The sequence below is a fragment of the Shewanella sp. 492 genome (assembly GCF_059338445.1).
This window is the reverse complement of record NZ_CM181702.1, coordinates 609,974-636,338: the sequence shown is the minus strand read 5'-3', so window position 1 is coordinate 636,338 and position 26,365 is coordinate 609,974. Positions and strand designations below refer to the sequence as shown.

The window sequence follows — 26,365 nt, the reverse complement described above, 5'->3', positions numbered from 1 at the left end:
AGATAGGCATTATCCCAAATAACGAACAAGCATTAACCAAGTCAGTAGGTGTTAGCGAGTTTCGCTAGGCAGTGGTCATTTTCACTACCCTCTATGTTGAACGCCCATATCAAAGCTGAGCGCAACAAAAAAGCCTTCACCGAAGGTGAAGGCTTACGCTGACATAACAAGGTAACAGTGAATTAAACCGTGATGTTATCCAATAAAGATGGATAGTACTTATTTACACACTATCCATGCAGGCTCTGGCCTGATGGATCACTTCGATACCCGCGCCAGGTTTGTGGGCATTTTCACTCACATAACGACGCCAAGCTCGCGAGCCCACTTCACCTTGATACAGCCCAGTAATATGGCGAGTGATATGGTTTAAGCGCCCGCCTGCTTGTAAGTGTTTTTCGATATAGGGGAGCATTTTTTCTAGCACGGCATCTCGGCTCAACACAGGCTTTTCGCTACCACATAAGCGTTGATCAACTTCGGCCAGAATATAAGGGTTTTGATAGGCTTCACGCCCCACCATTACACCGTCTAGATGTTTAAGATGCTCAGCACATTCATCTAAGGTTTTAACGCCACCATTAATGGAGATATTCAGCGCGGCATAATCGCGCTTTAAACGATAAACGCGCTGATAATCCAGCTCTGGGATCTCACGATTTTCTTTGGGGCTCAAGCCTTGCAGCCAAGCTTTTCGGGCATGGATAATAAAGGTGTCACAGCCTGCGGCGCTAACTGTGTCGATAAATTCAGTCAAAAACTCATAACTGTCTAACTCATCGATACCAATACGGGTTTTGACCGTAACGGGGATATCCACCACACTGCGCATTGCATCGACACATTCGGCCACCAACTTAGGTTCGGCCATAAGGCAGGCACCAAAGCGTCCATTTTGCACTCTATCTGACGGGCAACCGACATTAAGATTAATCTCATCATAACCACGTTGCTCAGCCAATTTGGCACAGGTGGCTAAGTCAACCGCATTCGACCCACCAAGTTGCAGTGCAAGCGGGTGCTCCTCTTCGTTATACGCTAAATAATCCCCCTTACCATGGATAATCGCTCCCGTTGTCACCATCTCGGTATACAGCAAAGCTTGAGCAGACATGATGCGAGCAAAGTAGCGATAATGCCTATCCGTCCAATCCAGCATGGGCGCAATACTGAAAGTACGATTGATGACTGATGGCATGATATTTAACGACATAAAAAACGGTATCCCCTAGTTTAGCAAGCCACAGTAAAGGGCGTGACCGCGCATTTTACCTCGACCACTAGAGAATGCACAGGTCTGCGTTCAATTGAGACGTAAAAAGAACGGGCAAACTTACCTGTAATATCCTCTATACATGTCATGCCCCTTCCCCTTGCTACTTGCCCCACTATCAGCGCCTTACTTGACATGTTTACCCAGCAAATAAAATACACAGTAATGACAAGTTTCAAATGCCGCCTATAAAAACGTCAAACGATCACGTAAGCCTAATAAAGCCCTTGCTCGAGATCGGTACGCCTATGCTAAGGTGGTCAAACCACAATGTGTTATAACGCTAAATACACCTAAGCTTATAGCCTTGAATTAATCCCTACTTGAGATAAGGCCTCATCCGTCATGAATGTTAACTTTATTAACCCCTTTTTAGCCTCGCTACTCAATGTGCTGGAGACCATGGCGAACATGCAACTGACGCCGGGTAAGCCAAATTTAAAGCAAGATAATATCGCTAAGGGAGATGTATCAGGACTTATTGGCCTAGTTGGGCCGCAGACAAAGGGATCGCTATCGATCACCTTTGAAGCGCCATTGATACTTGAGATCATGCATAAGATGCTGGGAGAAAAGCCGCAACAGATCAACGAGGAGATCACCGATCTGGTCGGCGAATTAACCAACATGGTGACAGGCGGAGCAAAAAAACTATTAGGGGAAAAGGGCTACGACTTTGAGATGGCGACCCCAGTAGTGGTATCGGGTAAGGCACACACCATAGCCCATAAATCAGATGGGCAAAAAATCGTTATGCCTTTTAGTAGCGAATTCGGTAACGCTTATATCGAAATCTGTTTCGAACGCTAACACAGACCTTAACGACTTGGGTCGTTAAGGTAGTTAATCGTTATAAAAATCAGCGCTAATGGGGTATTTGTCGTTAGTCCATGCAAACGGCTACGCGCGGGGTCAATTTGGTCACTAACTCGTAGGCGATAGTGCCAATATGCTCGGCAACATCCTCAACGGGTAACGCCTTGCCCCACAACATGACAGCATCCCCAACCTTATCAGTGGCGTCTATGCCTAAGTCCACCGTAAGCATATCCATTGATACTCTGCCAACAATAGGTACTAAGCGGCCATTGACCCACACTGGGGTACCCTCTGGGGCATTACGCGGATAACCGTCACCGTAACCAATCGCCACCACCCCTAATTGGGTATCTTGCTTAGCATGCCAATAACTGCCATAGCCCACAGGATCGCCGGCCTTGTGGTCGCGAACAGCAATGAGCTGCGACACCAACTCCATGGCTGGCACTAAACCATGATTACTGCCAAAGTCATTGGCAACGGGTGAGACACCATAAAGGGCAATACCTGGGCGGATCCAATCGGCCTGTGTTTGCTGCCAGTACAATGCTGCAGCCGAGTTAGCTAAGGTGCGAAATCCCGGCAGACCTTGGGTCATCTCATTAAAACGTTCGGCTTGTTTCGCCGTCGCTGGATTATCAGGCTCATCGGCGCAGGCAAAGTGGGTCATCAAATGGATAGGTTTGGCCACTTGCGGGCACGCCATTAAACGGGCATAAATGGCGTTGAACTGGGCCAGATTAAAGCCAAGCCTATGCATACCCGAATCAATTTTTAGCCATACGGTCACAGGCTTAGTCAGAGTTTGCTGCTCGAGCATCTCGATTTGAAACTCGTGGTGCACCACGGTATCTATGTCATGGGTGACGAGCAGTTCCAGATCGCTTTGACGAAAAAAACCTTCTAACAGCAGCAGTTTAGCAGTAACGCCACCAGTCCTGAGTTCGAGCGCCTCTTCTAATCTTGCCAAGCCAAAACCGTCGGCGGTCGATAGACAGTTAGCAACATTCAGTAAACCATGACCATAGCCATTAGCCTTAACCACGGCCATGACCTTACTGTGGGGGGCGAGCTCGCGTAATCGGCGTAAATTCGATTTCAGCGCCGCGGCACTGATCTCTGCACGGGGAAAGGGTTTCAAACAATAACCTTATTTTAGAAGCAAGTAACCTATAACAACATAGCGCAAATTAACGGCTCGCGGGGCAAGATAAATCATCTTTCATCCTGCCCCACTGGCGATTAATCTTCTTCGAATTGAGGACCCGCGTAGTTATCAAAGCGTGAATATTGGCCTTGGAACACCAAACGCACCCGGCCGATAGGGCCGTTACGTTGCTTACCAATAATGATCTCTGCGGTGCCTTTATCTTGTGAGTCGTCGTTATACACCTCATCACGATAAATAAACATGATCAAATCCGCATCTTGCTCAATAGAACCCGATTCACGCAAATCCGAGTTTACAGGGCGTTTATCGGCGCGTTGCTCCAACGAGCGGTTAAGCTGTGACAGTGCGATCACTGGGATCTCTAACTCTTTTGCCAAGGCTTTAAGCGAGCGCGAGATCTCGGCGATCTCCAGCGTTCGGTTGTCTGACAAAGCAGGTACCTGCATCAATTGCAGGTAATCGATCATGATCATCGACAAACCGCCATGCTCTCTGGCAATCCGCCGTGCGCGGCTACGCACCTCGGTTGGCGTTAAACCCGAGCCATCATCGATATACATCTTGCCCTGCTCGAGCATAATGCCCATGGTCGACGATACCCGAGCCCAATCGTCATCGTCGAGCTGACCGGTACGGATCTTGGTTTGGTCGACGCGTCCAAGCGACGCCAGCATACGCATCATGATCTGTTCTGAAGGCATCTCGAGACTAAAAATCAATACCGGTTTGCCTTCATTCAATGCCGCTTGCTCACACAGGTTCATCGCAAACGTGGTCTTACCCATAGAGGGACGCGCCGCCACGATGATCAAGTCACCCGATTGGAAACCGGCGGTCATCTTATCTAAGTCGCCAAAGCCACTCGATACCCCGGTAACACCGTTATGCGGGTTGTTATATAGGGCTTCAATTTTATCGACCGTTTTTTCCAAAATGGTCTTAATGCCTTCTGGTCCCTCATTGGCATTGGTGCGCTGCTCGGCGATTTTAAAGACTTTACTCTCGGCTAAATCCAGTAGCTCGCCCGAGTTTCGTCCTTCAGGATTAAAGCCGGCATCGGCGATCTCGTTGGCGACTTTAATCATTTCGCGTACCACCGCACGCTCACGCACGATAGAGGCGTAGGATAAAATATTACCTGCACTTGGGGTATTTTTAGCAATTTCACCTAAGTAGGCAAAACCACCGGCATCTTCAAGACTATCTTCAAGTTCGAGCTGCTCTGATACGGTGATCAAATCTATCGGTTGGCCGGCAGCCACCAAAGACTCCATCGCCATAAAGATCATCCGGTGAGAACGGGAATAGAAATCTTCTTTTACCACGGCCTCAGCCACTTTATCCCACGCGTCAGAGTCCAACATCAAGCCACCCAGCACAGATTGCTCGGCCTCAATCGAATGTGGCGGCATCTTTAATGCATCGAGTTGTAAATCTCTGGGCTTTTTCTTAGCCTGAAAACTACCTTGCTGTGCCATTTACTCTCCAAATTTCCAACAATTAGGCAAAATATGATATAAAACTGGGGTCAAGCAGAGCCATAACTGGCAGCCTACGCCAGTTAATCCAACAAACACACCTATAATAATTAAGGAATAAACATGCGCAAAGCATTGGTTGCAGCCTTAATGCTGTCATCGGGCATCGCCATAGCCGATGAAGGGCAGTGGCAACCTTATCAGATGCCGTCAATCGCCGATAAACTTAGCGAACGCGGTATTCACATTCCAGCAGAGCAACTCGCCGATCTGACCCAATACCCAATGAATGCCGTTGTTGGCCTCGGGTATTGTACCGCCAGTTTCGTATCCCCCCAAGGGTTAGTTGTGACTAATCACCACTGTGCTTATCAGGCTATCCAATACAACAGTAAAAAAGAACATAACTACATCGAAACCGGCTTCTTAGCCAAAAAAATGAGCGATGAACCCTCGGCGGGCCCTAATGAGCGCCTGTATATTACCGAGGCGGTCACCGATGTGAGTGACCAAGTCAAACACCAATTAAGCGACGATCCACTGCAACGGTTTGAGCAAATCCAAACCCATCGCAAAGCCTTAATCAAACAGTGTGAGAGCGATGAAAACTACCGCTGCTCGGTACGCAGTTTTCATAACGGCTTAGAATACTACCTTCTCAAGCAGTTAATCATTCGTGATGTGCGTCTGGTCTATGCCCCACCAGAGAGCGTGGGCGCCTTTGGTGGTGATATCGATAACTACGAATATCCGCGCCATTCGGGCGACTTTACCTTCTTGCGCGCTTATGTAGGCAAAGATGGTAAGCCTGCGGCATATTCAGCTGACAACGTGCCCTTTACCCCTAAAAGCTACCTCAAGATTAACCGCGATGGCGTCAAAGCCGGTGACGGCGTATTTGCCGCAGGCTATCCGGGTTCGACCAGCCGTTACCGCCTCACCAGTGAACTTAAGTTTGCCAGCGACTGGCTCTACCCTACCCTCGCTACGCGCTATCAACTGCGTATCGATACCCTCGAAGCCATGGGAGAACATGATACGGATGTAGCCATCAAATATGCAGGCACGCTACTGTCGATGGCTAATCGCATGAAAAAGTACAATGGTCTACTCGATGGTTTTAAGGCTACCGATATTGCGAGCATCAAACAGTCACGCGAAGATAGCTTTAGCCACTGGCTAGCAAACGATAGTGAGTATCAGCACTACCAAGCCAAATTTGACCAACTCGAAGCCTTATTGATTGAGCAACGTGCAGCGCAGCAACGGCGCTACTTCTTCGACAACGCTCAGTCTAGCGCCTTGTTGTCTGCGGCCAATCAGCTTTACCGCTTAGCCAAAGAGCAAACCAAGCCCGATGCTGAGCGTGAAGAGGGTTATCAAACCCGTGACATGAAGATGTTTAAAGCGCGTCTTAAACGTATCGATTCACGTTTTGCCATTTCCGTTGATAAGACGTTATGGCTGCAGGATCTTAACGCGTATCTGGCGCAAGAACATCGAGTGGCTGAGCTCGACGAGATGCTCAACACCGAAGGGAGTAACATCACGCTGTCAGATAAATTAGACGGCCTCTACTCATTAACTTCACTTACAGATCAAGCTAAACGTTTAGCCTGGATGGATGCCGATGTTAATGCCTTTGAAAGCAGTAGCGATCCCTTTATTCGCTTAGCGGTTGCCCTATACGACACCAATATGGCACAAGAGCAAGCGCAAAAGACCTTAGCCGGTAAACTGTCTAAAGCCCGCCCAGATTATATGCAAGCGGTTATCGCCTACTACAAGGCAAACGATTGGCCAGTGTATCCCGATGCTAACGGTACTTTGCGCATCACTTACGGTATGGTCGATGGTTATCAATCAAAAGATGCCCTCTATAAACAGCCCTTTACCCGCTTAGAAGGACTTGCGGCTAAACATACTGGCGTCACGCCATTTAATGCGCCGCAAAAGGTATTAGATGCCATTACCGCTAAGCGTTACGGCAGTCACCAAGTGGAGTCGGTTTATCAAGATCCCGCCTCATGGTTGTGCCGTCTGTTTTCTTGTATAGATAAACCTGAACGCTTCGACTCGGTGCCGGTTAACTTTCTATCCAGTGTCGATACCACGGGAGGTAACTCAGGCTCACCGGTGTTTAACGGCAAAGGTGAACTGGTGGGGCTGAATTTTGACTCGACCTATGAGGCGATCACTAAAGATTGGTTCTTTAACCCAACCATTACACGTGCTGTGCACGTCGACTTTAGGTATATCCTGTGGATGATGGATGAGGTGGATCATGCCGATAATCTGCTTGATGAGCTAACACTCGTCAGTAATTAACCGCCTAGGCTATATCAAAACCACCTGCGGGTGGTTTTTTATTGCCGGTTTAAAATTACCAACTTGCTAGTCGCTTATTTTAGGCATAAAAAAACACCGCTCTAATCACGTTAGTGCGGTGCTCTCTTTAAAGCGATTAAGCTAAGTTATTAAGCTTCTGCAACAACAGAAACTTTAACTACAGCTTTAACTTCAGTGTGAACTTGAACATCAATTTCGTATTCACCAGTAGTGCGGATAGCACCTAGTGGAAGACGAACTTCGCTCTTAGCAAGTTCAACACCAGCAGCAGTAACTGCATCAGCGATATCACGGTTACCAATTGAACCGAATAGCTTGCCTTCGTCACCCGCTTTAGAAGCGATAACAACTGGCTCAAGTGCGTTAATCTTTTCAGCGCGCTCGTTTGCAGCAGCTAGATCAGCAGCTAACTTAGCTTCTAGTTCAGCACGACGTGCTTCAAAAACTTCAGTGTTAGCAGTGTTAGCAACAACAGCTTTACCTTGTGGTAAAAGGTAGTTACGTGCGTAACCCGCTTTTACAGAAACTTGGTCACCCAAGTTGCCTAGGTTAGCGATTTTATCAAGTAAAATAACGTTCATTTTATATTCCTCTAAATTGATGCAGTATTACTGATGTAAATCAGTGTACGGCAGTAGAGAAAGATAACGAGCACGCTTAATGGCGCGAGCTAGTTGACGTTGATATTTAGCGTTTGTACCAGTGATACGGCTAGGAACAATTTTACCACTTTCAGTGATGTAGTTCTTTAGAGTAGCGATATCTTTGTAATCGATCTCTGTAACGCCTTCTGCAGTGAAACGGCAGAACTTGCGACGACGGAAATAACGTGCCATGTGACAGTCTCCTAAGTTTTCAATTCGACATTTTCAGCGTGTAATACCAAACGGTTTTGGCCATTTCGCCCTTGTTGCAGAGCAATAAAACCTTGAACCTCGATATCCACCCCGGATTTCAGTTTGTCTGTAACGCTTTCAAAGCGTTCGCCGCTCAATATGACTTGTATCTGACAGTATACGTTTCTGAGCATTTCAGCTTCATAACACTGTGATTTGTGTTCCAACATAATCACGCAATGCGCGATACCAGCAGGGCTTTTAAAGCTTCTAGAACGGGTTATGGTTCCAGACAACACCAAGTTATTGGTGGACACAGAAAAACTTACTCTGCTGTGTTTTCAGCGGCTTCTTCAGATTCATCAGCTGCATCAGCAACTGGACGATCTTCGCTAGAACGACGTGAATCACGCTCGTCTTTTGCTTTAGCCATTGGAGAAGCTTCAGTGATGGCACCTTTAGTGCGCATAACCATGCTACGAAGAACAGCGTCGTTGAAACGGAAAGCTGTTTCTAGCTCTTCAACCGATTCTGCAGTTGCTTCTACGTTCATAAGAACATAGTGAGCTTTATGCAATTCGATGATTGGGTAAGCCAGTTGACGACGGCCCCAATCTTCTAAACGATGGATTTGACCGCCAGCTTGGGTAAGAATACCCGTGTAACGTTCGATCATACCTGGCACTTGTTCACTCTGATCAGGGTGAACTAAAAATACGATTTCATAATGACGCATTTTTTGCTCCTTACGGTTATCTAGCCTCGTTGTTGGCTCAGTCAGACCAAATAGAGGCAAGGAACTAATTAAAGTGACTGAATTAAGCCGCGGAATATTACCTGCACAAGCAACAAAATTCAAGCGATATCTTCAGCCGTTGCACTTTACCGACAGGGCATGAAAACGCTATCATATTGGGCTGTCGTATTGACGAGCGCCGAAATCTGGGCTCGCTTAAGCAAATTAAGAATAATAATAATGGTAAGAGCTACTCTTTTATTCGTCACACTCTGTTTTTCTTACAGCGCCTGGGCACTTGTTCCGCCCGACTACCAAGAGCCCCCCAGTGATTTTTCTGCCGAAATCGAAGCGGGTTTACAGATCAACACCGGTAACACCGACTCCAGTAGCTTTAACGGCCGAACAAAATTGGTTTACGATACGGCGGTGTACCGTCAAGAAGGGGTGATAAAAGCCTATTACGCCGCCGATGCGGAAAAAACCACCTCGGAAAAGTACGATCTACAGCTACAGTCCAGTTATAAATTTTACAGCGGCTATGTGTTTGCTCGCGGCGACTTTATTGAAGACCGCTTCGGTAGTTATACCCGCAGCTCTACCGTTTCAACTGGCTATGGTTTCGATGTGATCAGCGACAATAACACCCGCCTCAGTTTAGAGGTAGGTCCTGGTTATCGTTATAATTTACCAGCGGTAACCGATGACATTCCCGCCCCCGCCGCCGATCGCGATATCATTTTACGTACCGCAGCCAAATTGGAGCAACGTATCCATGAATACACTAGCTTTAACGCCGATCTGACCGCAGAAGCTGGCGAAGAAAACAACACCTTAACCCTAGATTTAAGTTACAAGAATACCCTGTTCCAAGATTGGGCCTTTAAAATCGGCATGAACGTTAAGTACACCGAAGTGGTGCCCGAAGGCTCGAAACAAACCGATACCGTAACCACTTTCAACCTACTCTATACCTTTCAATAATCGTCATATTAAACAACCGCCTCAACTGCAGCATACATTACGGCCTTACCCTATAAGCCCGATGCAATAAAAAGGCGCAATCATGATGACGATTGCGCCTATCACAGGCGACTCTCTTGGCGAAGCTCACCCATCTTTGATCCCTTGTTATAATTAACAGCCGTTAATCCATCAAGTTAATAACCATGACGACTCACTGCAGACCAATGCTTATCAACCTCTTGTTTAATAAAAGCTCGCTTCTGTGCATTTAACTTGTCTAAATCAATACCAACCGCCTGCTGAGCCGCCTGTTTCGTCGATATATCGGGGTAGCTGACTTGGATGACAGCTAACTCTTTCAGCACACCAGCCAAATGGCCGCGCGCCTCATTAGCCTGATTAATCGCCTTGTCGAGTAACGCATTGCCCTCTTGAGGATTATGAGCGTACAAACCATGTGACGACATGGCAAAATCCCAGCGCCACTGTGCATGCCGAATAGCCATGATGGCATCATTCATCATCGGCCAATTCGCGCCCGCATCCCAGGCGGCGCCCGCTTCATAATGTGCCTTTACCAACAAATCTTCTACCTCACGAGCCTTAGCGTCAATTTGCATCTTGGCCCGTTGCAACCGGCCAACCAAATCGGTCTTATTAGCATGACAGTCTTGGCACACTTGCTCATAATTCGATAACGCGTCACTCACTTGATGATTAGTGAACTCTTTCCCCGTAGCATCTTTTGCCGGTGGCATATGACAACTAATACAGGTGACGCCTGCTTCAGCATGTTGGCTGCGACTCCAGTGTTCAAATTCAGGGTGGCGCGCTTTTAAAATAGGGGTTTTCGAGATGGGATGGATCCACTCGTAAAAACGACGCGCATCATAATATTTCTCGATAAGGTCGGCGGTGCTGCCAAATATCCACGGAATGTTAACCTTATTACTGCGCTCAGGCTGAAAATAATAGGTCACATGACATTGGCCACACACCTGGGCTCCCTGCATATTACTGTCTTGTTTATCAAACGGCAGGTGCACCTTAGCCATGGCATCTTGAGCGTGCGGGCGCGGTAAGTTTAATTCGGCAGAGCCACTGACATGGCAATCAGTACAATACACCACGCTGTTCATTTCGCTGCCGAGATCGGTAAAGTTTTGCGCCGAAAATCCTTCTACACCCAGCTTATCGATTAATCTCGGCACATCCGGTGATTTGCAGGTCCAGCAACTCGCCGATAGGCCTTGCTCCCCAGCAGCTGGCGCCACGCCCGTACGTAAAGTATGACTGACATCGGCCACCGCAAAATGATGACCGCGAGGGCTGTGATATTCTTTGGCGTATGCAGAGCCAGCCCATAAAACAATAGCAGCTGGGTAGCTGGCCAGCATATCGGTCCGCTCCTCCTGCTCTGATGTCGCCGCCCAGCTCGTATATTGATTAGGAAACTTAGCCTGCATCGTTTCAGGACTGGCTGACTCTGCCAGGGCGTAGCCATAATTTATCCACATAGCGCTACCCAATAGCGTTAATAGCAAGCCTTTGTTTCGCCCTAGGGCAGAGCCGAATAACCCTTTATTAAACAACATTATAAATCATCCCTCTTTAACAACGTTTAACACAATATTCATACCGATATCGAGCAGCACCTGCTAGCCAGGGCGTCCGTCTATTCTGGGCTGAGTGAGGATCGGCAGATAAAACCACACAAACAACCCAAAGGAGACGGTCCAACACCCCGCCGCTAACCATAGCCAGGTCTGAGCATATTGCGGCCACAGCAGTGGTAAAACCGCACGCAGTAAGGCCGCGAGGATCAATCCGATAAAGGCGATAGCCATATTGGGCCCCTGATAAATATTGCGACTGGTGTGACCCAGCGATACCCTCGAGATCATCGACAAACAGATCCCGGCGAGCGTGCCGATGGCAAATAGGTGCAGTAGTTGACGGTAAGCATTCTCATCATCAATATTCCACGCCAGTGCAGCCAAGGTAATGGGCAAAAATAAGTAAGCACTGTGCAGCGACCACAACAAAGGTTCACCCAAGGTTTTATGAGGATACCAACGAGACCAGCGCACGAAATGCAGCAGGGCGGCAACGACCAGCAAGCCTTGCTCGATATTAGCTGGTATGACCTTCACCATTGCCTGCAGCACAAGCGTCAGCATTAACAGGATGAGGCAACGGTCTAAGATGACGATGGGATTGGGCTTAGACTGCTTAATGCGCATAGCCGTAAAGAAGGGGATAACGCGCCCACCCACTATGGTGATCAACAGTCCCAGCCACCATAACATCGCCTGCCAAATCTGCTGACTAAGGGTGAAATTACGCTCACTGAGCGCGTAGTAACTGAGTAAATTAATCACTAAGGCAAGCAGTAACATGATGGGAAAACCAATGTTATTCCACTGCTTAACTTTATAAATACAGCGCCATAAGGTTATAGCCGTGATGGCTAAAAACAGTGAATCGAATAACGACGGTAACCATAGCGGCAGCGCCATAGGCAATAACAACAATAACCTAGCCATCAACCAACAACCGAACGTCAATGCCAATCGATACCCTTTTAAGCTAGGTTGATTGGTCCACGTTTGCACCGATGTCAGTAAGAAACCGCAGACAATCGCCAAGGCAAAACCAAATAGCATCTCATGGGGATGCCACCATAATGGCACCACCTTAAGCCAGAATTGATTGGAAAACAGGCTAAATTGCGGCAAAAACCAAGTCACCAACCACAAAGGGATATACAAAGTGGCCAGTATGGCTCCCCCGAGGAAAAATGGCCGAAAGCCTAAACGCCATATGGCTGGTGTTTGTTCTGTTGCGCGTGGATCATCGATATTCAACATGACTATTCCAATATAACATTCAACATAATTAGCTGATTAAAAATCACTTAACCTCATTGAATGGCCATTCTTGACGTATTCAGTCAGGCATGTCCATTAATACTGTGGCTCAGCGCCCAAATAAACACACATTATAAATGCAACTTATAATTTAAGTGTATCCACAGCTGCCATCAGCGACAACCGATAAACTTTCCTATATTGAGAAGTGTGATCTGCCTAGACAAATTACGCTATCATATGTCGCAAAAATACCGCTTTAGAGGTAGTTAAAAGTCAGGTCGTAGCCTCGATGATGCCGACTTATATCGCCTCGCAAACCCACAAGGTTAATCATCATGACCACGCTAATTGAGATCCACTGCGCCACTGAACTTAGCCAGTTGCTGCAACAAAATAATGCTGTGCTGTTATTGTTTGGTGCCACTCATTGCGGGGTTTGTCAGAGCATTAAACCGCGAATAGGTGACATGCTGAGGGATGAGTTTAGTCAGATGAAGTGGGCTTATATCGACTGCCATGCACACCCCGCCATTGCAGCGGCGCACCATGTATTTAGCCTGCCTGTAGTAGAACTCTATTTCCAGGGGCAAGCTTTTGGTCGTTTCTCTAAGGTGTTTTCGATAAGGGAGCTCAAAGAGGCGATTGCTCGCCCCTATTACATGTTGGACTAATTAACAATGGTGACCTTTTCAATCACTATCGCCTTAACAGGAACATCATCATGCTTGCCTTGCGACTGAGTCTTTTGCAAGGCAATTTGATTGACCACATCCATACCCGCTTGCACCCGACCGAACACCGCATATCCCCAGCCGGCATTAGTCGTGGCCACATGATCCAAAAAGGTGTTATCGGCCAGATTAATAAAAAACTCAGCGGTGGCCGAATGAGGCGCATCGGTACGCGCCATGGCAATGGTGCCTTTTACATTGCTAAGGCCACGATTGGCTTCATTAACGATAGCCGCTCGCGTTGGCTTCTCCTGCATATCGACGCTAAAACCGCCACCTTGGATCATAAAACCTTTAATCACTCGATGAAAAATGGTCCCCTCAAAAAATCCCTCTTGGCAATATTTGAGAAAGTTTTTACTGCTGATCGGCGCCCGTTGCATATCGAGCTCAATCTCTATATCACCTAAATTGGTGGTCAAAATAATCATTAAACAGGTGTCCTGTGACATAAGATGCCTGCGAGTATAGCGCAGCCCTCAGATGACGAGAACACTCCTGGCAACATCGCGCAGCCCACTGGAATAAACAGCCCTGCGCTGTTTGTATTTAGTCGCAATTGGCGCTTAAATGGCTCTTACAGGCAATCACTTTAGGTGCAATATGAGTACAGATAAGCGTTACTTTTATGAACCCCGCAACGGCCACGGCCTAGCCCATGACCCCTTAAATGCCATTATTGGCCCGCGCCCTATTGGCTGGATCGCCTCACGCAATGCGCAAGGTGATCGCAATCTGGCACCTTATAGCTTTTTTAACTGCTTTAACTATCATCCGCCCATCATCGGCTTTGCCAGCGTCGGCTATAAAGACAGCGTGGCCAATATTGTCGATACGGGTCAATTTGTCTGGAATTTAGCAACGCGCCCCTTAGCCGAGCAGATGAACCAAACTTCGGCGGCCTTACCCCATGGGCGAGATGAATTTGAGTTTGCCGGGCTCACTCCTGCCCCAGGCGTTCTCGTGGCGGCCGATAGGGTGGCACAAAGCCCAGTGAATTTTGAATGTAAGCTATCGCAATGCATTCAACTGCAGGCGGCTAACGGGGACAAAATTGATACTTGGTTAGTACTTGGCGAAGTGGTTGCGGTGCATATTGCACCGCATCTGCTTGACGCTCAAGGTGTTTATCAAACGGCGCTGGCCGAGCCTGTGCTGCGAGCCGGCGGCCCATCGGCTTATTACGGTATTTCAGAAGCGCAGCGTTTCGACTTAACTCGTCCTACTGCATTTTAATCTGACTACAATGACTACCCATAAAAAAACCGCCCCATGCAACATGGAGCGGTTGTTAACAAGAGTCACTCAGACCGCTTATGCGACTGCGACTTTACGTCTTCTGTCTGCGATGATGATACCAACTAAGGAGATCACCCCAGCCGCGATACCGATGGGCTGACTCAATGATTGCTCAAGCCCTAAACCTATCCCTGCCGTGGCGATATAAGAGACGGTCACACTGGTACCTACGGTCGCCGGTAGACTGACGATCCAGTGGATGGTGCCACGATCGAACAAGTACTTCGTCGCTAACCACAACACACTGGTCGATAACAACATGTTAGAGAAGGCGAAATAACGCCATACCAAAGAGAAGTCAATTTTGGTCATAAAGTAGGCGATCACCAAGATAGGGACAGCAACAAAGAGACGATTACGAATGCTCTGTGGGATCTTAAAGGCATCGATAATGGTTAATCGCAATGAGCGAAACGCAGTATCACCCGAGGTGATAGGAAACACGGCCACGGCAATAATCGCCATAATACCGCCAGCAACGCCTAGGTAAGTGGTCGCTACCTGATTTACCACTAGGCCAGGGCCGCCTGCATCGAGAATACTTTTTAGCTCAACATAACCGCCCGGGAACGCCGCAATACCTGCCATAGCCCACACACACGCCACAATACCTTCTGACATCATTGCGCCGTAGTACACTGGACGCACATATTTTTCATTGGTTAAGCAACGCGCCATGATAGGAGCCTGTGTCGAGTGGAAACCACTGATCGCACCACAAGTAATAGTCACAAACAGCAGGGGCCAAACTGGTAATCCATCAGGGTTGGGCGCCAACAGGTCGTTGTTGTAATGGCTGTGATCGAAATAAGCAAAGATATCGCCCATCTCTGGCAGTTGCGGCGCACTGAACAACAAAGCTACGGCAATCGATACTGTCATAACAATCATCAGTAATCCAAAAAATGGATAGAGTTTAGTGATGATTTTATCGATTGGTAGCAAGGTTGCTAAAAAGTAATAGCCCAAGATAACCAATACCCAAAAGGTATTTTCAGCAAAGATGGTGTCTTTGAAAAAATCCAAATTACTCAGCAATCCTGCTGGGCTCATGATAAAGACCACGCCCACAAAAAACAGCAGCATGGCGGTAAAGATCAACATGATGGCTTTAAAATAGATATTAAAATAATGACCGGCAATTTCAGGCAGACTCTTACCGTCCTCTTTGATGCTTAATACACCAGAGAAGTAGTCATGCACCGCACCACCAATAATGTTACCCAGTACAATCCAGACGAGCGCTACTGGACCGTATAACGCCCCCAAGATAGGACCGAAAATCGGCCCTACACCCGCCACGTTCAAAAATTGAATTAAGAACGCCTTAACCGGATGCACTTCGACATAATCGACGCCATCATTGAAACGAGATTGAGGAGTTTTTGCGTTAGGGTCAATACCCGCCTGACGTTCTACAAAAGGACTGTAAAATTTATAAGCCAGTAGGAGTAACCCAATACAAATAAAGAATATTAGCATTGTTATCACCATCCGTATTTATGAGTAGGTTTTAATTTTTATATTTTCAGTAACTTATACTAAGCGGTCTACTGGTGAAAGGTTGAATAGCTCATGCCCCCTTCAACAGGATAGCACTCAGTTTTACACCGTCGTCACTTGTAAGCATCCTGCAAACGGCTTGTAACGAGGTTGCTGAATCCTACTACAGCGGCGCAAGAAATAACATTAACAATAACAGTTACCAAGGTTAAATTTTTAATTCTCTATAGCAGGGTTTCATCGAGAAGTAAGCTAAACAGGGATAAACATAACCGCTTAGGTAACAGTAACCTAAGCGGTCTACTATCCTTTATAATAAGGTTTTGGCGAGCGTTAAACTGTCCTCAAGGTGGCGCGCATAGGCCACCTTACCCTGGCGCTTTCTTATGCCTGCGCGGCGTAATTTAAGGATCATTCTCGGCTGCAGATTGTTAATGATCAGCGCCACATTTTTGCTCTGCAGTTGCTGAGCTATCGATTCCATCGCGACAATGGCACTCATATCGAGCAAGGTGACATGGGACATATCTAAAATCACCACTCGTACGTCAGGGCGCACCGCCGTGATGGTTTGCAGCGCCTTTTGCGCCGAGCCAAAAAACAGCGGCCCATCGATATCGTAAATAACCACTTGCTCAGGAATCGCATACTGTTCATGGTCGAGCTTCATCGCTTTAGGACCACTCAACCTTATGCTGCGGCGGATAAACAAGATTGCCGCCATTCCCATACCGACCGCAACGGCAATGGTCATATCAAATAACACGGTCAGTAAAAAACAGGCGAGTAAAATCACCACATCGTCTCTAGGCGCGATCTTGAGCGTGCGCATAAAATGGCGCGCCTCACTCATATTCCAGGCAACCACTAACAGTAATGCCGCCATCGACGCCATCGGAATGTAAGCTAATAACGGGGACAACATTAAGATGCTTAATAAGATAAACCCGCTATGCACCACCGCCGACAGCGGCAAGCTGCCACCGGCCTTCACATTCGCCGCCGTGCGGGCAATGGCTGCCGTGGCGGGGATCCCCCCAAACAGGGGCGCCACCATATTGCCTATCCCCTGACCAATCAGCTCATCATTAGAGTGATGCCGTTTGCCCGACATGCCATCGGCTACCACCGCACATAACAAAGACTCTAATGCGCCTAATATGGCAATGGTGATCGCCGAAGGCAACAGCTGCCTAATCAGCTCAAAACTCAAGCCTATGGGAGTGCCATTGGCATCGGGAAGCGCCCATGGCCAAGTAAAGCTGGGCAATAACGGCGGGATCCCTTGTCCTGCCACCCCACCAATTTCATAATGAAAACGGCTACCTATGGTCGCCACACTAAAATCGGTTAGCCCTTGGGTTAACAACCACCCCACAACGGCGCCAACGGTCAGTGCCACTAAATGTGCCGGTATTTTTGAGCGCAACTTTGGCCACAGCAATAACACCATTAAAGTGATTGCACCAATCAAGGTTTCCTGCCAAGTGATACTAGAAAACGCCGAGCCTATGGCCGACACCTGTTGTAAATAGTGACCTTCTACAGGCGCCACACTCAGACCAAAAAAGTCTTTAATTTGTAATGTGGCGATCACCACCCCGATACCAGCGGTAAAGCCTATCGTGACAGGATAGGGAACGATCTCAATCAGCTTACCCAGCCGCGCCATGCCCATCAGCACTAAAATCATGCCTGCCATAAAGCCGCTCAGCAGCAAACCGCCTAAGCCAAACTGCTGTACTATCGGCAGCAAAATCACCACAAAGGCTGCTGTTGGCCCCGAAATATTGACTTTAGAGCCCCCGGTAATGGCGATAATTGCCCCAGCGACCATCGCGGTATACAGGCCATGTTGCGGCGGCACACCGCTAGCAATAGCCAGTGCCATAGATAAGGGCAGCGCGATGACGCCAACGGTTAAGCCTGCCAACACATTGGCTTGCAACTCGGTGCCAGAAAGCGATTTACTCAATGATTTTTTTAGTGCTGATAACATCTTAATCCCGATAATGTAGCGCTAACGCTTGCAACACACTAACGGGCTATCGAGTGTAATGAGTCGAGATCACGGCTTGTTTGCGCTAAGGCAAGTTTGGGCAAGTCAATGAGGTGACGATACACCTTAGAGTCTCTGTGTGCGAAAAAGCAACAGCGCTTAGCAACATAAGAGTTTTATAACCACAGCGTGATTATGGTTTTTATTGTAAACCTACAGCAAGCAAAGATGTAAGGGGGCTGGGGATAAATAATTTACCACTGTGGCCTTAGACATAGATAAAGCCAAGATTAACCAAGGTCATTAACCGCTACTGACACCCGCTCAAAAAATCAGCGAGCGGCCGAGATGATACACAAATTTGAAGTTACCCCCTTGAGCCACATCCGCAATTAGCGCATGATATCAGCCCTTTTACAGACTCAAGTGGTATCACTTCATCTGTAAAAGGGATCCGTTCGGATGAAGGTAGCAGGAGAGCGGGGATTAACCCCACACCGACGAGGCAACTCTGCATGCTTAAGCTTAGCGCTTAACATACAGAGCACTCTTTCAGGTACCACTTAGGTGGTGAGGACTGTTACTGGACGAGCCTCTGGAGAGACTGTGCACAGATAGGTGAGCGTTTACTTAAATATGACACAGCGCCGAAGGCGAAAGTGGCGATGGTATCAATCCATCACCGCGAAACGCTCAGGCAAAAGGACAGAGGAGAGGATGACTGTATGCGTCGTCATTTGCCGCTGCCCATTTTTTGCCATCGCTTGGCCGAAACAGCACATCTGCACTTTACGATACCGAAATTCAGCCATTTCTTTTCCTCCTCCGATTATTAAGACGAATCGTCAAGCAGTTTAATACTCGAGGAACAACATGAACTTTCACGCTTTACTCACTGATATCAATGCCATTGTATGGGGCCCCATTACCCTATGTTTATTGGTTGGTACAGGTCTATACCTCACCCTGCGACTGAGGCTATTACAGGTGTTTAAATTACCCTTGGCGTTAAGCCTGTTATTTAAACCCGCCAGCGGTAAAGGGGATCTGTCATCTTTTGCAGCGCTGTGCACCGCCCTATCGGCCACCATAGGTACAGGTAATATTGTTGGCGTCGCTACCGCCATAAAAATTGGTGGACCTGGCGCCCTCTTTTGGATGTGGCTGGCCGCTTTTTTTGGCATGGCGACCAAATACGCCGAATGCATGCTGGCGGTGAAATACCGCACGGTCGATGAACGTGGCAATATTGCCGGTGGCCCCATGTACTATATTGAACGCGGCTTGGGGCTACCTTGGCTGGCAAAACTCTTTGCCCTATTTGGTATTGGCGTGGCTTTCTTTGGGATCGGCACCTTCGCCCAAGTCAATGCGATTAGCGATGCCTTAACCATTGCCTTCGACGTTCCCACTTGGGGGACCGCCGTGGTCTTAACCCTGCTGGTCGCCGCCGTCACCTTGGGCGGGGTTAAACGTATCGCCAATGTCTCACAAAAGTTAGTACCCACTATGGCAATAGGCTATGTATTAGCTTGCATTTGGATTTTATTTAGCTTTTCAGAGCAAATAATTCCAGCCTTTGAATTGGTATTGCACTCAGCCTTCACCCCGATCTCGGCCGCCGGTGGATTCCTTGGCGCCACTGTGGCCCAAGCACTGCAAATTGGTATTGCTCGCGGAGTATTTTCCAATGAGTCTGGTCTAGGGAGTGCGCCCATTGCCGCCGCGGCGGCGAAAACCAACGAGCCGGTTGAGCAAGGGCTGGTGAGCATGACGGGCACGTTTTTCGACACCATCTTAATTTGTACCATGACAGGCTTAGTGTTGATCATCACCGGCGTCTGGAATGGCGACACTGCTGGCGCCGCCATGACCAGCGCCGCATTTGCCTCTGGAGGCTCGGTCATCGTCGGTCAATATGTGTTGACTATCGCGCTGGTTTGTTTTGCCTTTACCACTATCTTAGGCTGGCACTATTATGGCGAACGCTGCTGGCACTACCTCACGGGTAACCGCCTCGGCCAGCACGGCATTAAAATCTATCAATGGTTATTTTTAGGCTTAATCGCCGCCGGCGCCTTTATCCAACTGGACTTAATTTGGATGCTGGCCGATACCGTCAATGGCCTAATGGCGATCCCTAACCTCATTGCGATCATCGGCTTAAGAGATGTGATTTTGGCTGAAACCCGCCACTACTTTACTAAGCGCAAACAGCTTGTGGCTGAGCAGGTAACTGCGTAAGTTCATTAGTTCATTGAATTATCTCGGCTACACCCAATAAAAATGGGGCATAATTGCCCCATTTTTATTGCTCTTTAATCCTTAGTCTCTTGATGACTACTGCGTTTTTAATAAGCTCATCACCGCAGGCACCGACTCAATTTCACACTCTTGCATCACCTCTTCAATAGTTTGTGCCATAACTGGACGATGTTGCCTGACCACCTGATAGAGCTGAAAACACAAGATGATGTCACTCTCAGTAAGCTGCTTATGTTGGTGCGCCATCGCCGAGAGATAACCGCGCATGATAAAGCAATCGAGCACCAACAGCCTAAAGGCTTTCAGCGGCGCCTCTTCGCCAAGTAGAGGAAAGTGATGATGAAAAATGGCGTAGAGAATATAACGCTCAAACAGATCGCGATGCTCACCTAAGGCGGGGAGCGCAATAGCATTCCACGCCTGATTCATGGCCGCGATACTAAACTCATTGCCTTCATTGCAGATGGCCGAAACCGCCTCATTTAAGCGCGAAAAACGCGCCCTTGTGGCCCGAGAATGAATTTGACAAAAAGTGGAGTGAACCCCAAAAAAGGCGTGCGACTGCGGGATAGGGGCATAAGGCAATTTAGCGTATTGCTCGACCAATAATCCCGCCTCGGCAAATTGCTTCAGCTGCAAAAAACGCTCATCGAGGGCGCTGTCGGGTAACAGGCCCGCTCGCACCTGTTCACTGGTTTTCATTAATAAACCAATGGCCAGCAGCGCCGGCTCCCAATCGAGTCCTAAACCCACTAACAACTCTAGGCTGTACTCATAACTCTTTTCCAGCCAAATCGGAGAGGGCTTAACCACCGCCTTATGACCACTGTGTTGTGCATCAAATTGAAACGCATCGGGATGAAACAACACGATACGCGCAACTTCTGGACAAGACATATGCAGCGAGCGGTATTTGTTACCGCCAAGATGACGGTCGAGTTTAGGGTAGGTCTTACAAGTGTCACTTAAGGCCGCTTCACCAGCATGTTTATGAATATTGCACAGCTTTTGCTCATCAAGAAACGGACAGCCTCCTTGCTCATCAAGCTTTACCGTAGCCCAGTTAGCCGCATTTTTTTTCACTTCGGTAAAGGCTATCTTGGCAAGCGAGGCAAACTGAGGATGGCTGACGGTTTTTTTATAACTTTTCTTGTCAAACGTAATGGTCCAATCGTTACAGCAACTGTCTTCACATTCGGGGCCAACACAGTTAAATAGACTGACATAATTGGGTTTGATCACAAGATTGTTCATGGAGCCACTTAATTACACTTAAATTTAAACAAAGGTAACAAGAAAGCCAGCGCATCGACAAGCTGAATTACTTGAGAATGCGCTTTACTCCAAGTGATAAGGCATTTTTATCCTGCACATTTAACATAACTGACCTTGGCGTAATTAACTATACCAATAAAAGCAAAAGCTTAAACTAGCTTGCTACTATGCTTATCAGACTATCTATAGCGCAAAGTCGATCCATTATGGGTTATCCCCCGTATAGGGCCATGGTCGAGACCAACCTGATTATTTGATGTAATCGACAATCGATGCAATTAGAAGATGAATGTAAAATTGCAATGTGTTACCAATATCTTACTCGCGCATTATTTAACCAAGGGTTACCCTTAACGTGATGCACAACAGGAGTTGTCATGAGTACAAGCGTTATTACGCTGGATAAGATCTGCAAAGGATTTACCGACGGCGATAAGTTTCATCAGGTACTCGATCATATCGATTTACACCTGCACCGAGGCGATACCGTAGCCTTAACCGGCCCCAGTGGCTGTGGTAAAAGCACCTTGCTCAATATTATCGCCGGCTTTGAGCGGCCGACCTCGGGCACCTTATCCCTGTTGGGAACACCAACCACCCAGTGGAATGATGCCAACTGGAGTGAATTTCGCCACCAGCAACTAGGAGTTGTTTTTCAGCAGTTTAATCTACTCACCCCGCTGAATGTTGAAGACAATATCGCTTTCCCCTTGCACCTCAATAACGAGTGCTGGAACCCTTGGTGCGATCACCTCGTCGACACCTTGGGACTTAGCGCCTTGCGTAAACGCCATGTGGAAACCCTGTCCGGTGGACAACAGCAGCGTGTGGCCATTGCAAGGGCGCTGGCGCATAAACCTGCACTGTTACTCGCCGATGAACCCACGGGCAATTTAGATCAACAGGCCAGCCTTGAGGTGATGCGCCTGATTTGCACGCTCGCAGCAGAGCACCACACCAGTATTTTAATGGTGACCCATAGCCAAGAGTGCGCCGAGTTTATGCAGCGCCGCTGGCACCTAGATCAGGGCAAGGTTCATGAATAACCCGCCCAGTCGCCGTCATACCATTAACCCTCAAGCCCTAAAAGGTTGGCTACTCACCCTGCGGGTGTTCTTGGCTCATTATCGACAATCACCGCTGCAAGCAGGCGCGATTATTATCGGCATTATCCTCGCGGTCACCCTGCTCACAGGCGTGCGTGCCACCAATGAAAATGCGATCAACAGCTACAGTAACGCCACCGAACTGTTAAGCCAGCAAGCCAAGTGGTTTATCACCCCACTGCCCAATCACCCCTTAAATGAACAACTCTATTTTACCTTGCGCCAACAGGGGGTCACCCACAGTTTGGCGGTGGTGCAAGGCATACTGGTGGATGAACAGGCACGGAACTGGCAAGTTCAAGGCAGTGATATTATCGCCGCCATGAGCGCAGCCCGCGGCCATAGCTCAAATGACGAGAACACCGCAAGTCGGCATCGCTTTAACGGTAACGCGCTGCCACTGGCAAAACTTATCGCTGGTGAGCCTATCGTATTAATGAGTCAATCAAACGCCGAGCAGCTCAATCAACCGACGCTGACTGTCGAAGGGCAAACGCTCAGCGTTATCGCCGTGGATGACCAACTTAATTTAGGCAACCGCCTACTGATGGATATCTCACTGGCGCAGCAACTGCTCAATAAACCGCAGCAACTGAGTTATATCGCCATTTTTAACGATGTTAGCGCACAAAAAGCCCAAATAGAGCAGTGGCTTGAGGATAAGGCTCATCTCAGCCCAAGTGACAATGGCGACAGCATGAAGGCGCTCACAAACAGCTTTCACCTGAACCTCACCGCCATGAGTTTACTGGCCTTTATTGTCGGCCTGTTTATCGCCTATAACGGCGTGCGTTACAGCCTGCTTAAACGTAAACGACTGATCACTCAGTTGCAGCAGCAAGGCATCATGAAACTGTCAATCATGTCGGCATTAGCCAGCGAGCTGCTGGTGTTGGTTGTGGTAGGTTCGCTCATCGGCTTTATTGGCGGCTTGCAGCTCAGTTACTGGTTACAACCTATGGTCTCAGTGACCCTAGAACAGCTCTATGGGGCCACCATTTTACCGGGAATATGGCAATGGCAATGGCTCGCTCAGGCGACCTTATTAACCTTTATCGCCGCCTTACTGGCCTGTAGCTCGCTGTTTATTGAGCTGCTGCGCCAACCGCTGGCCCAGAGCGCTGGACAATTTCATCAACAAGCCAGTGCCCATCGCGCCCATAAGCGGCAACTATGGGTGTCGCTATGCTTAGCAACCGTCGCCTTAACCGGCATGGCATTAACCGACAATTATCGGATCACCATGGCGTTATTAGGCTTAGTGGTGCTCAGTATCCCGCTGGCCCTGCCTTGGTTATTGCAGCAATTAATTCAAGTTATTGAGCGAGTGGCACCCAAAGGGTTAATTGGTTATCAAATTGCCGAGACCAAGGAGCTGATCCCGCCGCTCTCTCTTGCCATGATGGCCATTCTGCTGGCACTCACGGCCAATATTTCGATGAATAGCCTAGTGAGCAGTTTCGAGCTCACGCTCAAACAGTGGCTCAATGCGCGTTTGCATGCCGACCTTTATATCCGCCCACCTGCTAGCCAGATGCAGCAAATTGCAGATTATTTAGCCGCCGATAAACAGGTCACTGGCATTTATGAGCAGTGGTCGATTAAGAGCCGCGCTGAGCAGCAGCCTATCTATTTAGTGGCCCGCGATGACTACTCAGTTGAGCACACCACAGTGCTTAAAACTGCGGTCGATAACTTATGGCAACGCTTTTTAATCGCTGATGTGGTGATGATAAGTGAACCTTTTGCCATCAAACACCAGTTGCGGTTAAACGACACCATAAAGGTCGATGTGCTTGGCGATATCCCCCTCAGAGTAGGGGCGATTTACTACGACTATGGCAATCCCTATGGGGAGGTGATCGTCTCGACTGTCACCTGGCACCAAGCCATGCTGTCCACCTTACCCATTAGCCTAGCGGTCACCTATCAGGGCGACTTAGCGCAATTAAGCCAGCGCTTGATGCAAAGGTTTTCACTGTCAGATGCACAGATATACAGCCAAGCCCGTATTAAGGCGCAAGCGATAGAGATGTTTAAACGCACCTTTTCTATTACTAAGGTGCTTAATAGCTTAACCTTATTGGTGGCCGCCATAGGATTGTTTAGCGCCTGTTATATGTTGACCCAAGCCCGTATGGCGCCGATTGCACGCCTGTACACCTTAGGGGTTAATCGCCGTCAACTCTCCCTAATGGTCACCAGCCAGATGCTACTAATGGTCATACTCACCAGTATTGTTGCCCTGCCGACTGGTGCGCTACTAGGCTACTTGCTGATCAATAAAGTGACCCTACAAGCCTTTGGTTGGAGCATTGCCATGATATGGGATTGGCAAGCCTACTTCGACGTGACTCTGCTCGCCCTCGTCGCTAGCGGCTTTGCCGTAGCCCTGCCCTTGTATCAGCAAACTCGCCGCCCTCTCATCAGTAGCCTACAGAGTGATGTGTTATGACACTATTATCCTCGCCCCGCGCGGGCCTGTTTATCCTATTACTCTTACTGCTTGGCTGCGATGCACCAGACACCAACCCTCAAAGCGCAATGGGCTCACTGATGGGCGATAATCTACAGGGCTATACTCAGGTCACCCCAGGGCAAACCCTGCGCTTTCCTGAAGATCACCAAGCCCATAACGATTTTCGCCAAGAATGGTGGTATTTGACCGCCAATCTCACCACGGCATCGGGCCAACCTCTGGGGCTGCAATGGACACAATTTAGGATAGCCCTATCGCCCAAGGCGAGTGAGTCCTCATCAGACTGGGCCACTAACCAGCTGTATATGGCCCACAGCGCGGTGACCACCGCACAGCAACATGTGGCAAAAGAGCGCTGGTCACGTGCCCAACCTCAATTAGCCGGCAGCGATGCCGCGCCACTGACGATTAAACTCGACAACTGGCAGTGGCAGAGCCAAAGCCAAGACCTGTTTCCGGCAACCTTAACCGTCAGCGATGAGCAGCTCAGTTATCGATTGTCACTTACAACTAGCGCCCCTTATCAATTACAGGGCGATAAGGGCTACAGCATTAAAAGCGGTGATGGCAGCGTCGCCTCTTATTACTATAGCCAGCCTTTCATCCAAGTCACTGGCGAAGTCACCCTAGAGGGGAAGTCAGTTAATGTCTCAGGCTATGCTTGGCTCGACAGAGAGTGGAGCTCACAGTTTCTCAATAAACATCAACAGGGCTGGGATTGGTTTGCGCTGCGTTTAGACGATGGCTCGGCGCTGATGCTGTTTCAGTTGCGCAGCGGCGATAATCAGGCGAGTCATTTCTACAGCGCCAGACGCATGTATGCCGATGGCAGCGGCCGTAATATCGACTCCACCAGCGCCCCGGCAGACATTGAGATGACACCCACCGACTGGCAACAAACGCCGTCGGGTCGATACCCAGTGGCTTGGCGTATCGCCATTGCAAGTGAACAACTGCAACTGACGATTAAGCCATTAAATCGTGACAGCCATATGCCATTGAGCGTGAGTTATTGGGAAGGGCCCATTAGCATATCGGGGAGTCACCAAGGCACTGGCTATATGGAACTGACAGGCTATTGACGGATAAGGAGTGGCCCAGCCATAGATAGGCGTGCTCACTCCCTCCCTTACTCGCAGGGCGCGACAAACTGCCCGCTTAAGCGTCCTCACCGGCATATCTATCTTGTTAATCATTGAAGTGGCGA

The 26,365-nt window shown here is 48.5% G+C and carries 22 protein-coding genes and 1 riboswitch; of the genes, 9 read left to right on the top strand and 13 right to left on the bottom strand.

Annotated features, from left to right (window positions below; genetic code table 11):
* Positions 1 to 223: 223 nt before the first annotated feature.
* On the bottom strand, positions 224 to 1,213 hold the full coding sequence (gene dusA / locus AC5YBX_RS02835; protein ID WP_494524333.1) for a tRNA dihydrouridine(20/20a) synthase DusA: 990 nt from the start codon (positions 1,211 to 1,213) through the stop codon (positions 224 to 226).
* Between the two features lie 405 nt (positions 1,214 to 1,618).
* Between dusA and AC5YBX_RS02830 the strand changes: the two genes are divergently transcribed.
* Positions 1,619 to 2,083, top strand: a complete 465-nt coding sequence (locus AC5YBX_RS02830; protein WP_494520075.1) for a chemotaxis protein CheX — start codon at positions 1,619 to 1,621, stop codon at positions 2,081 to 2,083.
* A 73-nt stretch (positions 2,084 to 2,156) separates the two neighbouring features.
* Here AC5YBX_RS02830 and alr read toward each other — a convergent pair whose 3' ends face one another.
* Entirely contained in the window at positions 2,157 to 3,233 is a 1,077-nt protein-coding gene (gene alr / locus AC5YBX_RS02825) for an alanine racemase (RefSeq protein WP_494520076.1), read from the bottom strand.
* Between the two features lie 101 nt (positions 3,234 to 3,334).
* Entirely contained in the window at positions 3,335 to 4,741 is a 1,407-nt protein-coding gene (gene dnaB / locus AC5YBX_RS02820) for a replicative DNA helicase (RefSeq protein ID WP_110457153.1), read from the bottom strand.
* A 123-nt stretch (positions 4,742 to 4,864) separates the two neighbouring features.
* On the opposite strand from dnaB, the gene AC5YBX_RS02815 reads away from it, so the two are divergent.
* A complete protein-coding gene (locus AC5YBX_RS02815; protein WP_494524332.1) occupies positions 4,865 to 7,069 on the top strand; it encodes a S46 family peptidase in 2,205 nt (734 codons plus the stop codon).
* 149 nt (positions 7,070 to 7,218) lie between these two features.
* Here AC5YBX_RS02815 and rplI read toward each other — a convergent pair whose 3' ends face one another.
* Genes rplI through rpsF form a run of 4 tightly spaced genes read right to left on the bottom strand, consistent with a single transcriptional unit; the run spans position 7,219 to position 8,662 of the window.
* Entirely contained in the window at positions 7,219 to 7,671 is a 453-nt protein-coding gene (rplI, locus tag AC5YBX_RS02810; protein WP_475515829.1) for a 50S ribosomal protein L9, read from the bottom strand.
* 27 nt (positions 7,672 to 7,698) lie between these two features.
* Positions 7,699 to 7,926 (bottom strand): 30S ribosomal protein S18, encoded by a 228-nt coding sequence (rpsR, locus tag AC5YBX_RS02805; RefSeq protein WP_011867078.1) that lies wholly within the window; start codon positions 7,924 to 7,926, stop codon positions 7,699 to 7,701.
* An 11-nt stretch (positions 7,927 to 7,937) separates the two neighbouring features.
* Positions 7,938 to 8,243 carry a primosomal replication protein N gene (priB, locus tag AC5YBX_RS02800; protein WP_110457148.1) on the bottom strand — a complete coding sequence of 102 codons (306 nt, stop codon included), beginning with the start codon at positions 8,241 to 8,243 and terminating at the stop codon, positions 7,938 to 7,940.
* Between the two features lie 8 nt (positions 8,244 to 8,251).
* Complete coding sequence (gene rpsF / locus AC5YBX_RS02795; protein ID WP_110457147.1) at positions 8,252 to 8,662, bottom strand: 30S ribosomal protein S6; 411 nt, start codon at positions 8,660 to 8,662, stop codon at positions 8,252 to 8,254.
* A gap of 240 nt (positions 8,663 to 8,902) precedes the next feature.
* Between rpsF and AC5YBX_RS02790 the strand changes: the two genes are divergently transcribed.
* Positions 8,903 to 9,646 (top strand): DUF481 domain-containing protein, encoded by a 744-nt coding sequence (locus AC5YBX_RS02790; protein WP_494520078.1) that lies wholly within the window; start codon positions 8,903 to 8,905, stop codon positions 9,644 to 9,646.
* A gap of 176 nt (positions 9,647 to 9,822) precedes the next feature.
* Here AC5YBX_RS02790 and AC5YBX_RS02785 read toward each other — a convergent pair whose 3' ends face one another.
* Together AC5YBX_RS02785 and AC5YBX_RS02780 are read right to left on the bottom strand one after the other, a co-directional pair.
* Entirely contained in the window at positions 9,823 to 11,145 is a 1,323-nt protein-coding gene (locus tag AC5YBX_RS02785; RefSeq protein ID WP_494524788.1) for an ammonia-forming cytochrome c nitrite reductase subunit c552, read from the bottom strand.
* A 141-nt stretch (positions 11,146 to 11,286) separates the two neighbouring features.
* Complete coding sequence (locus tag AC5YBX_RS02780) at positions 11,287 to 12,498, bottom strand: NnrS family protein (protein WP_475515827.1); 1,212 nt, start codon at positions 12,496 to 12,498, stop codon at positions 11,287 to 11,289.
* Positions 12,499 to 12,836: 338 nt separating this feature from the next.
* Between AC5YBX_RS02780 and AC5YBX_RS02775 the strand changes: the two genes are divergently transcribed.
* The gene (locus AC5YBX_RS02775; protein ID WP_475515826.1) at positions 12,837 to 13,172 is read left to right on the top strand and encodes a thioredoxin family protein; all 336 of its coding nucleotides are present in this window, start codon (positions 12,837 to 12,839) and stop codon (positions 13,170 to 13,172) included.
* Here the strand turns inward: AC5YBX_RS02775 and AC5YBX_RS02770 are convergent.
* Positions 13,169 to 13,663 carry a peptidylprolyl isomerase gene (locus tag AC5YBX_RS02770; RefSeq protein ID WP_494520079.1) on the bottom strand — a complete coding sequence of 165 codons (495 nt, stop codon included), beginning with the start codon at positions 13,661 to 13,663 and terminating at the stop codon, positions 13,169 to 13,171. The two genes, AC5YBX_RS02775 and AC5YBX_RS02770, sit on opposite strands and share 4 nt — an antisense overlap.
* 172 nt (positions 13,664 to 13,835) lie before the next feature.
* Between AC5YBX_RS02770 and AC5YBX_RS02765 the strand changes: the two genes are divergently transcribed.
* Complete coding sequence (locus AC5YBX_RS02765; protein WP_475515824.1) at positions 13,836 to 14,468, top strand: flavin reductase family protein; 633 nt, start codon at positions 13,836 to 13,838, stop codon at positions 14,466 to 14,468.
* Between the two features lie 78 nt (positions 14,469 to 14,546).
* Here AC5YBX_RS02765 and AC5YBX_RS02760 read toward each other — a convergent pair whose 3' ends face one another.
* Complete coding sequence (locus tag AC5YBX_RS02760) at positions 14,547 to 16,013, bottom strand: carbon starvation CstA family protein (RefSeq protein ID WP_475515823.1); 1,467 nt, start codon at positions 16,011 to 16,013, stop codon at positions 14,547 to 14,549.
* 331 nt (positions 16,014 to 16,344) lie between these two features.
* Positions 16,345 to 18,033 (bottom strand): C4-dicarboxylic acid transporter DauA, encoded by a 1,689-nt coding sequence (gene dauA, locus AC5YBX_RS02755; RefSeq protein ID WP_494524331.1) that lies wholly within the window; start codon positions 18,031 to 18,033, stop codon positions 16,345 to 16,347.
* A gap of 585 nt (positions 18,034 to 18,618) precedes the next feature.
* A riboswitch (glycine riboswitch) is annotated at positions 18,619 to 18,752 on the top strand.
* 154 nt (positions 18,753 to 18,906) lie between these two features.
* On the opposite strand from dauA, the gene AC5YBX_RS02750 reads away from it, so the two are divergent.
* Entirely contained in the window at positions 18,907 to 20,277 is a 1,371-nt protein-coding gene (locus AC5YBX_RS02750) for an alanine/glycine:cation symporter family protein (RefSeq protein WP_494524330.1), read from the top strand.
* Between the two features lie 96 nt (positions 20,278 to 20,373).
* Here the strand turns inward: AC5YBX_RS02750 and fliB are convergent, their stop codons facing one another.
* Positions 20,374 to 21,552 carry a flagellin lysine-N-methylase gene (gene fliB, locus AC5YBX_RS02745; RefSeq protein ID WP_494524329.1) on the bottom strand — a complete coding sequence of 393 codons (1,179 nt, stop codon included), beginning with the start codon at positions 21,550 to 21,552 and terminating at the stop codon, positions 20,374 to 20,376.
* Between the two features lie 398 nt (positions 21,553 to 21,950).
* Between fliB and AC5YBX_RS02740 the strand changes: the two genes are divergently transcribed.
* Genes AC5YBX_RS02740 through AC5YBX_RS02730 form a run of 3 tightly spaced genes read left to right on the top strand, consistent with a single transcriptional unit; the run spans position 21,951 to position 26,240 of the window.
* Positions 21,951 to 22,619, top strand: coding sequence for an ABC transporter ATP-binding protein (locus AC5YBX_RS02740; RefSeq protein WP_494524328.1), 669 nt, complete (start codon positions 21,951 to 21,953; stop codon positions 22,617 to 22,619).
* A complete protein-coding gene (locus AC5YBX_RS02735; RefSeq protein ID WP_494524327.1) occupies positions 22,612 to 25,134 on the top strand; it encodes an ABC transporter permease in 2,523 nt (840 codons plus the stop codon). The genes AC5YBX_RS02740 and AC5YBX_RS02735 overlap by 8 nt, the downstream gene beginning before the upstream one ends.
* Positions 25,131 to 26,240: a lipocalin-like domain-containing protein gene (locus AC5YBX_RS02730; protein ID WP_494524326.1), complete on the top strand. Its 1,110-nt coding sequence runs from the start codon at positions 25,131 to 25,133 to the stop codon at positions 26,238 to 26,240. The genes AC5YBX_RS02735 and AC5YBX_RS02730 overlap by 4 nt, the downstream gene beginning before the upstream one ends.
* Positions 26,241 to 26,365 lie beyond the last annotated feature (125 nt).

Excerpts from the sequence above, each read along its gene's own strand:
- dusA (WP_494524333.1), bottom strand. The coding sequence starts at position 1,213 with ATGTCGTTAAATATCATGCCATCAGTCATCAATCGTACTTTCAGTATT.
- AC5YBX_RS02830 (WP_494520075.1), top strand. The coding sequence starts at position 1,619 with ATGAATGTTAACTTTATTAACCCCTTTTTAGCCTCGCTACTCAATGTG.
- dnaB (WP_110457153.1), bottom strand. The coding sequence starts at position 4,741 with ATGGCACAGCAAGGTAGTTTTCAGGCTAAGAAAAAGCCCAGAGATTTA.
- AC5YBX_RS02815 (WP_494524332.1), top strand. The coding sequence starts at position 4,865 with ATGCGCAAAGCATTGGTTGCAGCCTTAATGCTGTCATCGGGCATCGCC.
- rplI (WP_475515829.1), bottom strand. The coding sequence starts at position 7,671 with ATGAACGTTATTTTACTTGATAAAATCGCTAACCTAGGCAACTTGGGT.
- rpsR (WP_011867078.1), bottom strand. The coding sequence starts at position 7,926 with ATGGCACGTTATTTCCGTCGTCGCAAGTTCTGCCGTTTCACTGCAGAA.
- rpsF (WP_110457147.1), bottom strand. The coding sequence starts at position 8,662 with ATGCGTCATTATGAAATCGTATTTTTAGTTCACCCTGATCAGAGTGAA.
- AC5YBX_RS02790 (WP_494520078.1), top strand. The coding sequence starts at position 8,903 with ATGGTAAGAGCTACTCTTTTATTCGTCACACTCTGTTTTTCTTACAGC.
- AC5YBX_RS02785 (WP_494524788.1), bottom strand. The coding sequence starts at position 11,145 with ATGTGGATAAATTATGGCTACGCCCTGGCAGAGTCAGCCAGTCCTGAA.
- AC5YBX_RS02780 (WP_475515827.1), bottom strand. The coding sequence starts at position 12,498 with ATGTTGAATATCGATGATCCACGCGCAACAGAACAAACACCAGCCATA.
- AC5YBX_RS02775 (WP_475515826.1), top strand. The coding sequence starts at position 12,837 with ATGACCACGCTAATTGAGATCCACTGCGCCACTGAACTTAGCCAGTTG.
- AC5YBX_RS02770 (WP_494520079.1), bottom strand. The coding sequence starts at position 13,663 with ATGATTATTTTGACCACCAATTTAGGTGATATAGAGATTGAGCTCGAT.
- AC5YBX_RS02765 (WP_475515824.1), top strand. The coding sequence starts at position 13,836 with ATGAGTACAGATAAGCGTTACTTTTATGAACCCCGCAACGGCCACGGC.
- AC5YBX_RS02760 (WP_475515823.1), bottom strand. The coding sequence starts at position 16,013 with ATGCTAATATTCTTTATTTGTATTGGGTTACTCCTACTGGCTTATAAA.
- dauA (WP_494524331.1), bottom strand. The coding sequence starts at position 18,033 with ATGTTATCAGCACTAAAAAAATCATTGAGTAAATCGCTTTCTGGCACC.
- AC5YBX_RS02750 (WP_494524330.1), top strand. The coding sequence starts at position 18,907 with ATGAACTTTCACGCTTTACTCACTGATATCAATGCCATTGTATGGGGC.
- fliB (WP_494524329.1), bottom strand. The coding sequence starts at position 21,552 with ATGAACAATCTTGTGATCAAACCCAATTATGTCAGTCTATTTAACTGT.
- AC5YBX_RS02740 (WP_494524328.1), top strand. The coding sequence starts at position 21,951 with ATGAGTACAAGCGTTATTACGCTGGATAAGATCTGCAAAGGATTTACC.
- AC5YBX_RS02735 (WP_494524327.1), top strand. The coding sequence starts at position 22,612 with ATGAATAACCCGCCCAGTCGCCGTCATACCATTAACCCTCAAGCCCTA.
- AC5YBX_RS02730 (WP_494524326.1), top strand. The coding sequence starts at position 25,131 with ATGACACTATTATCCTCGCCCCGCGCGGGCCTGTTTATCCTATTACTC.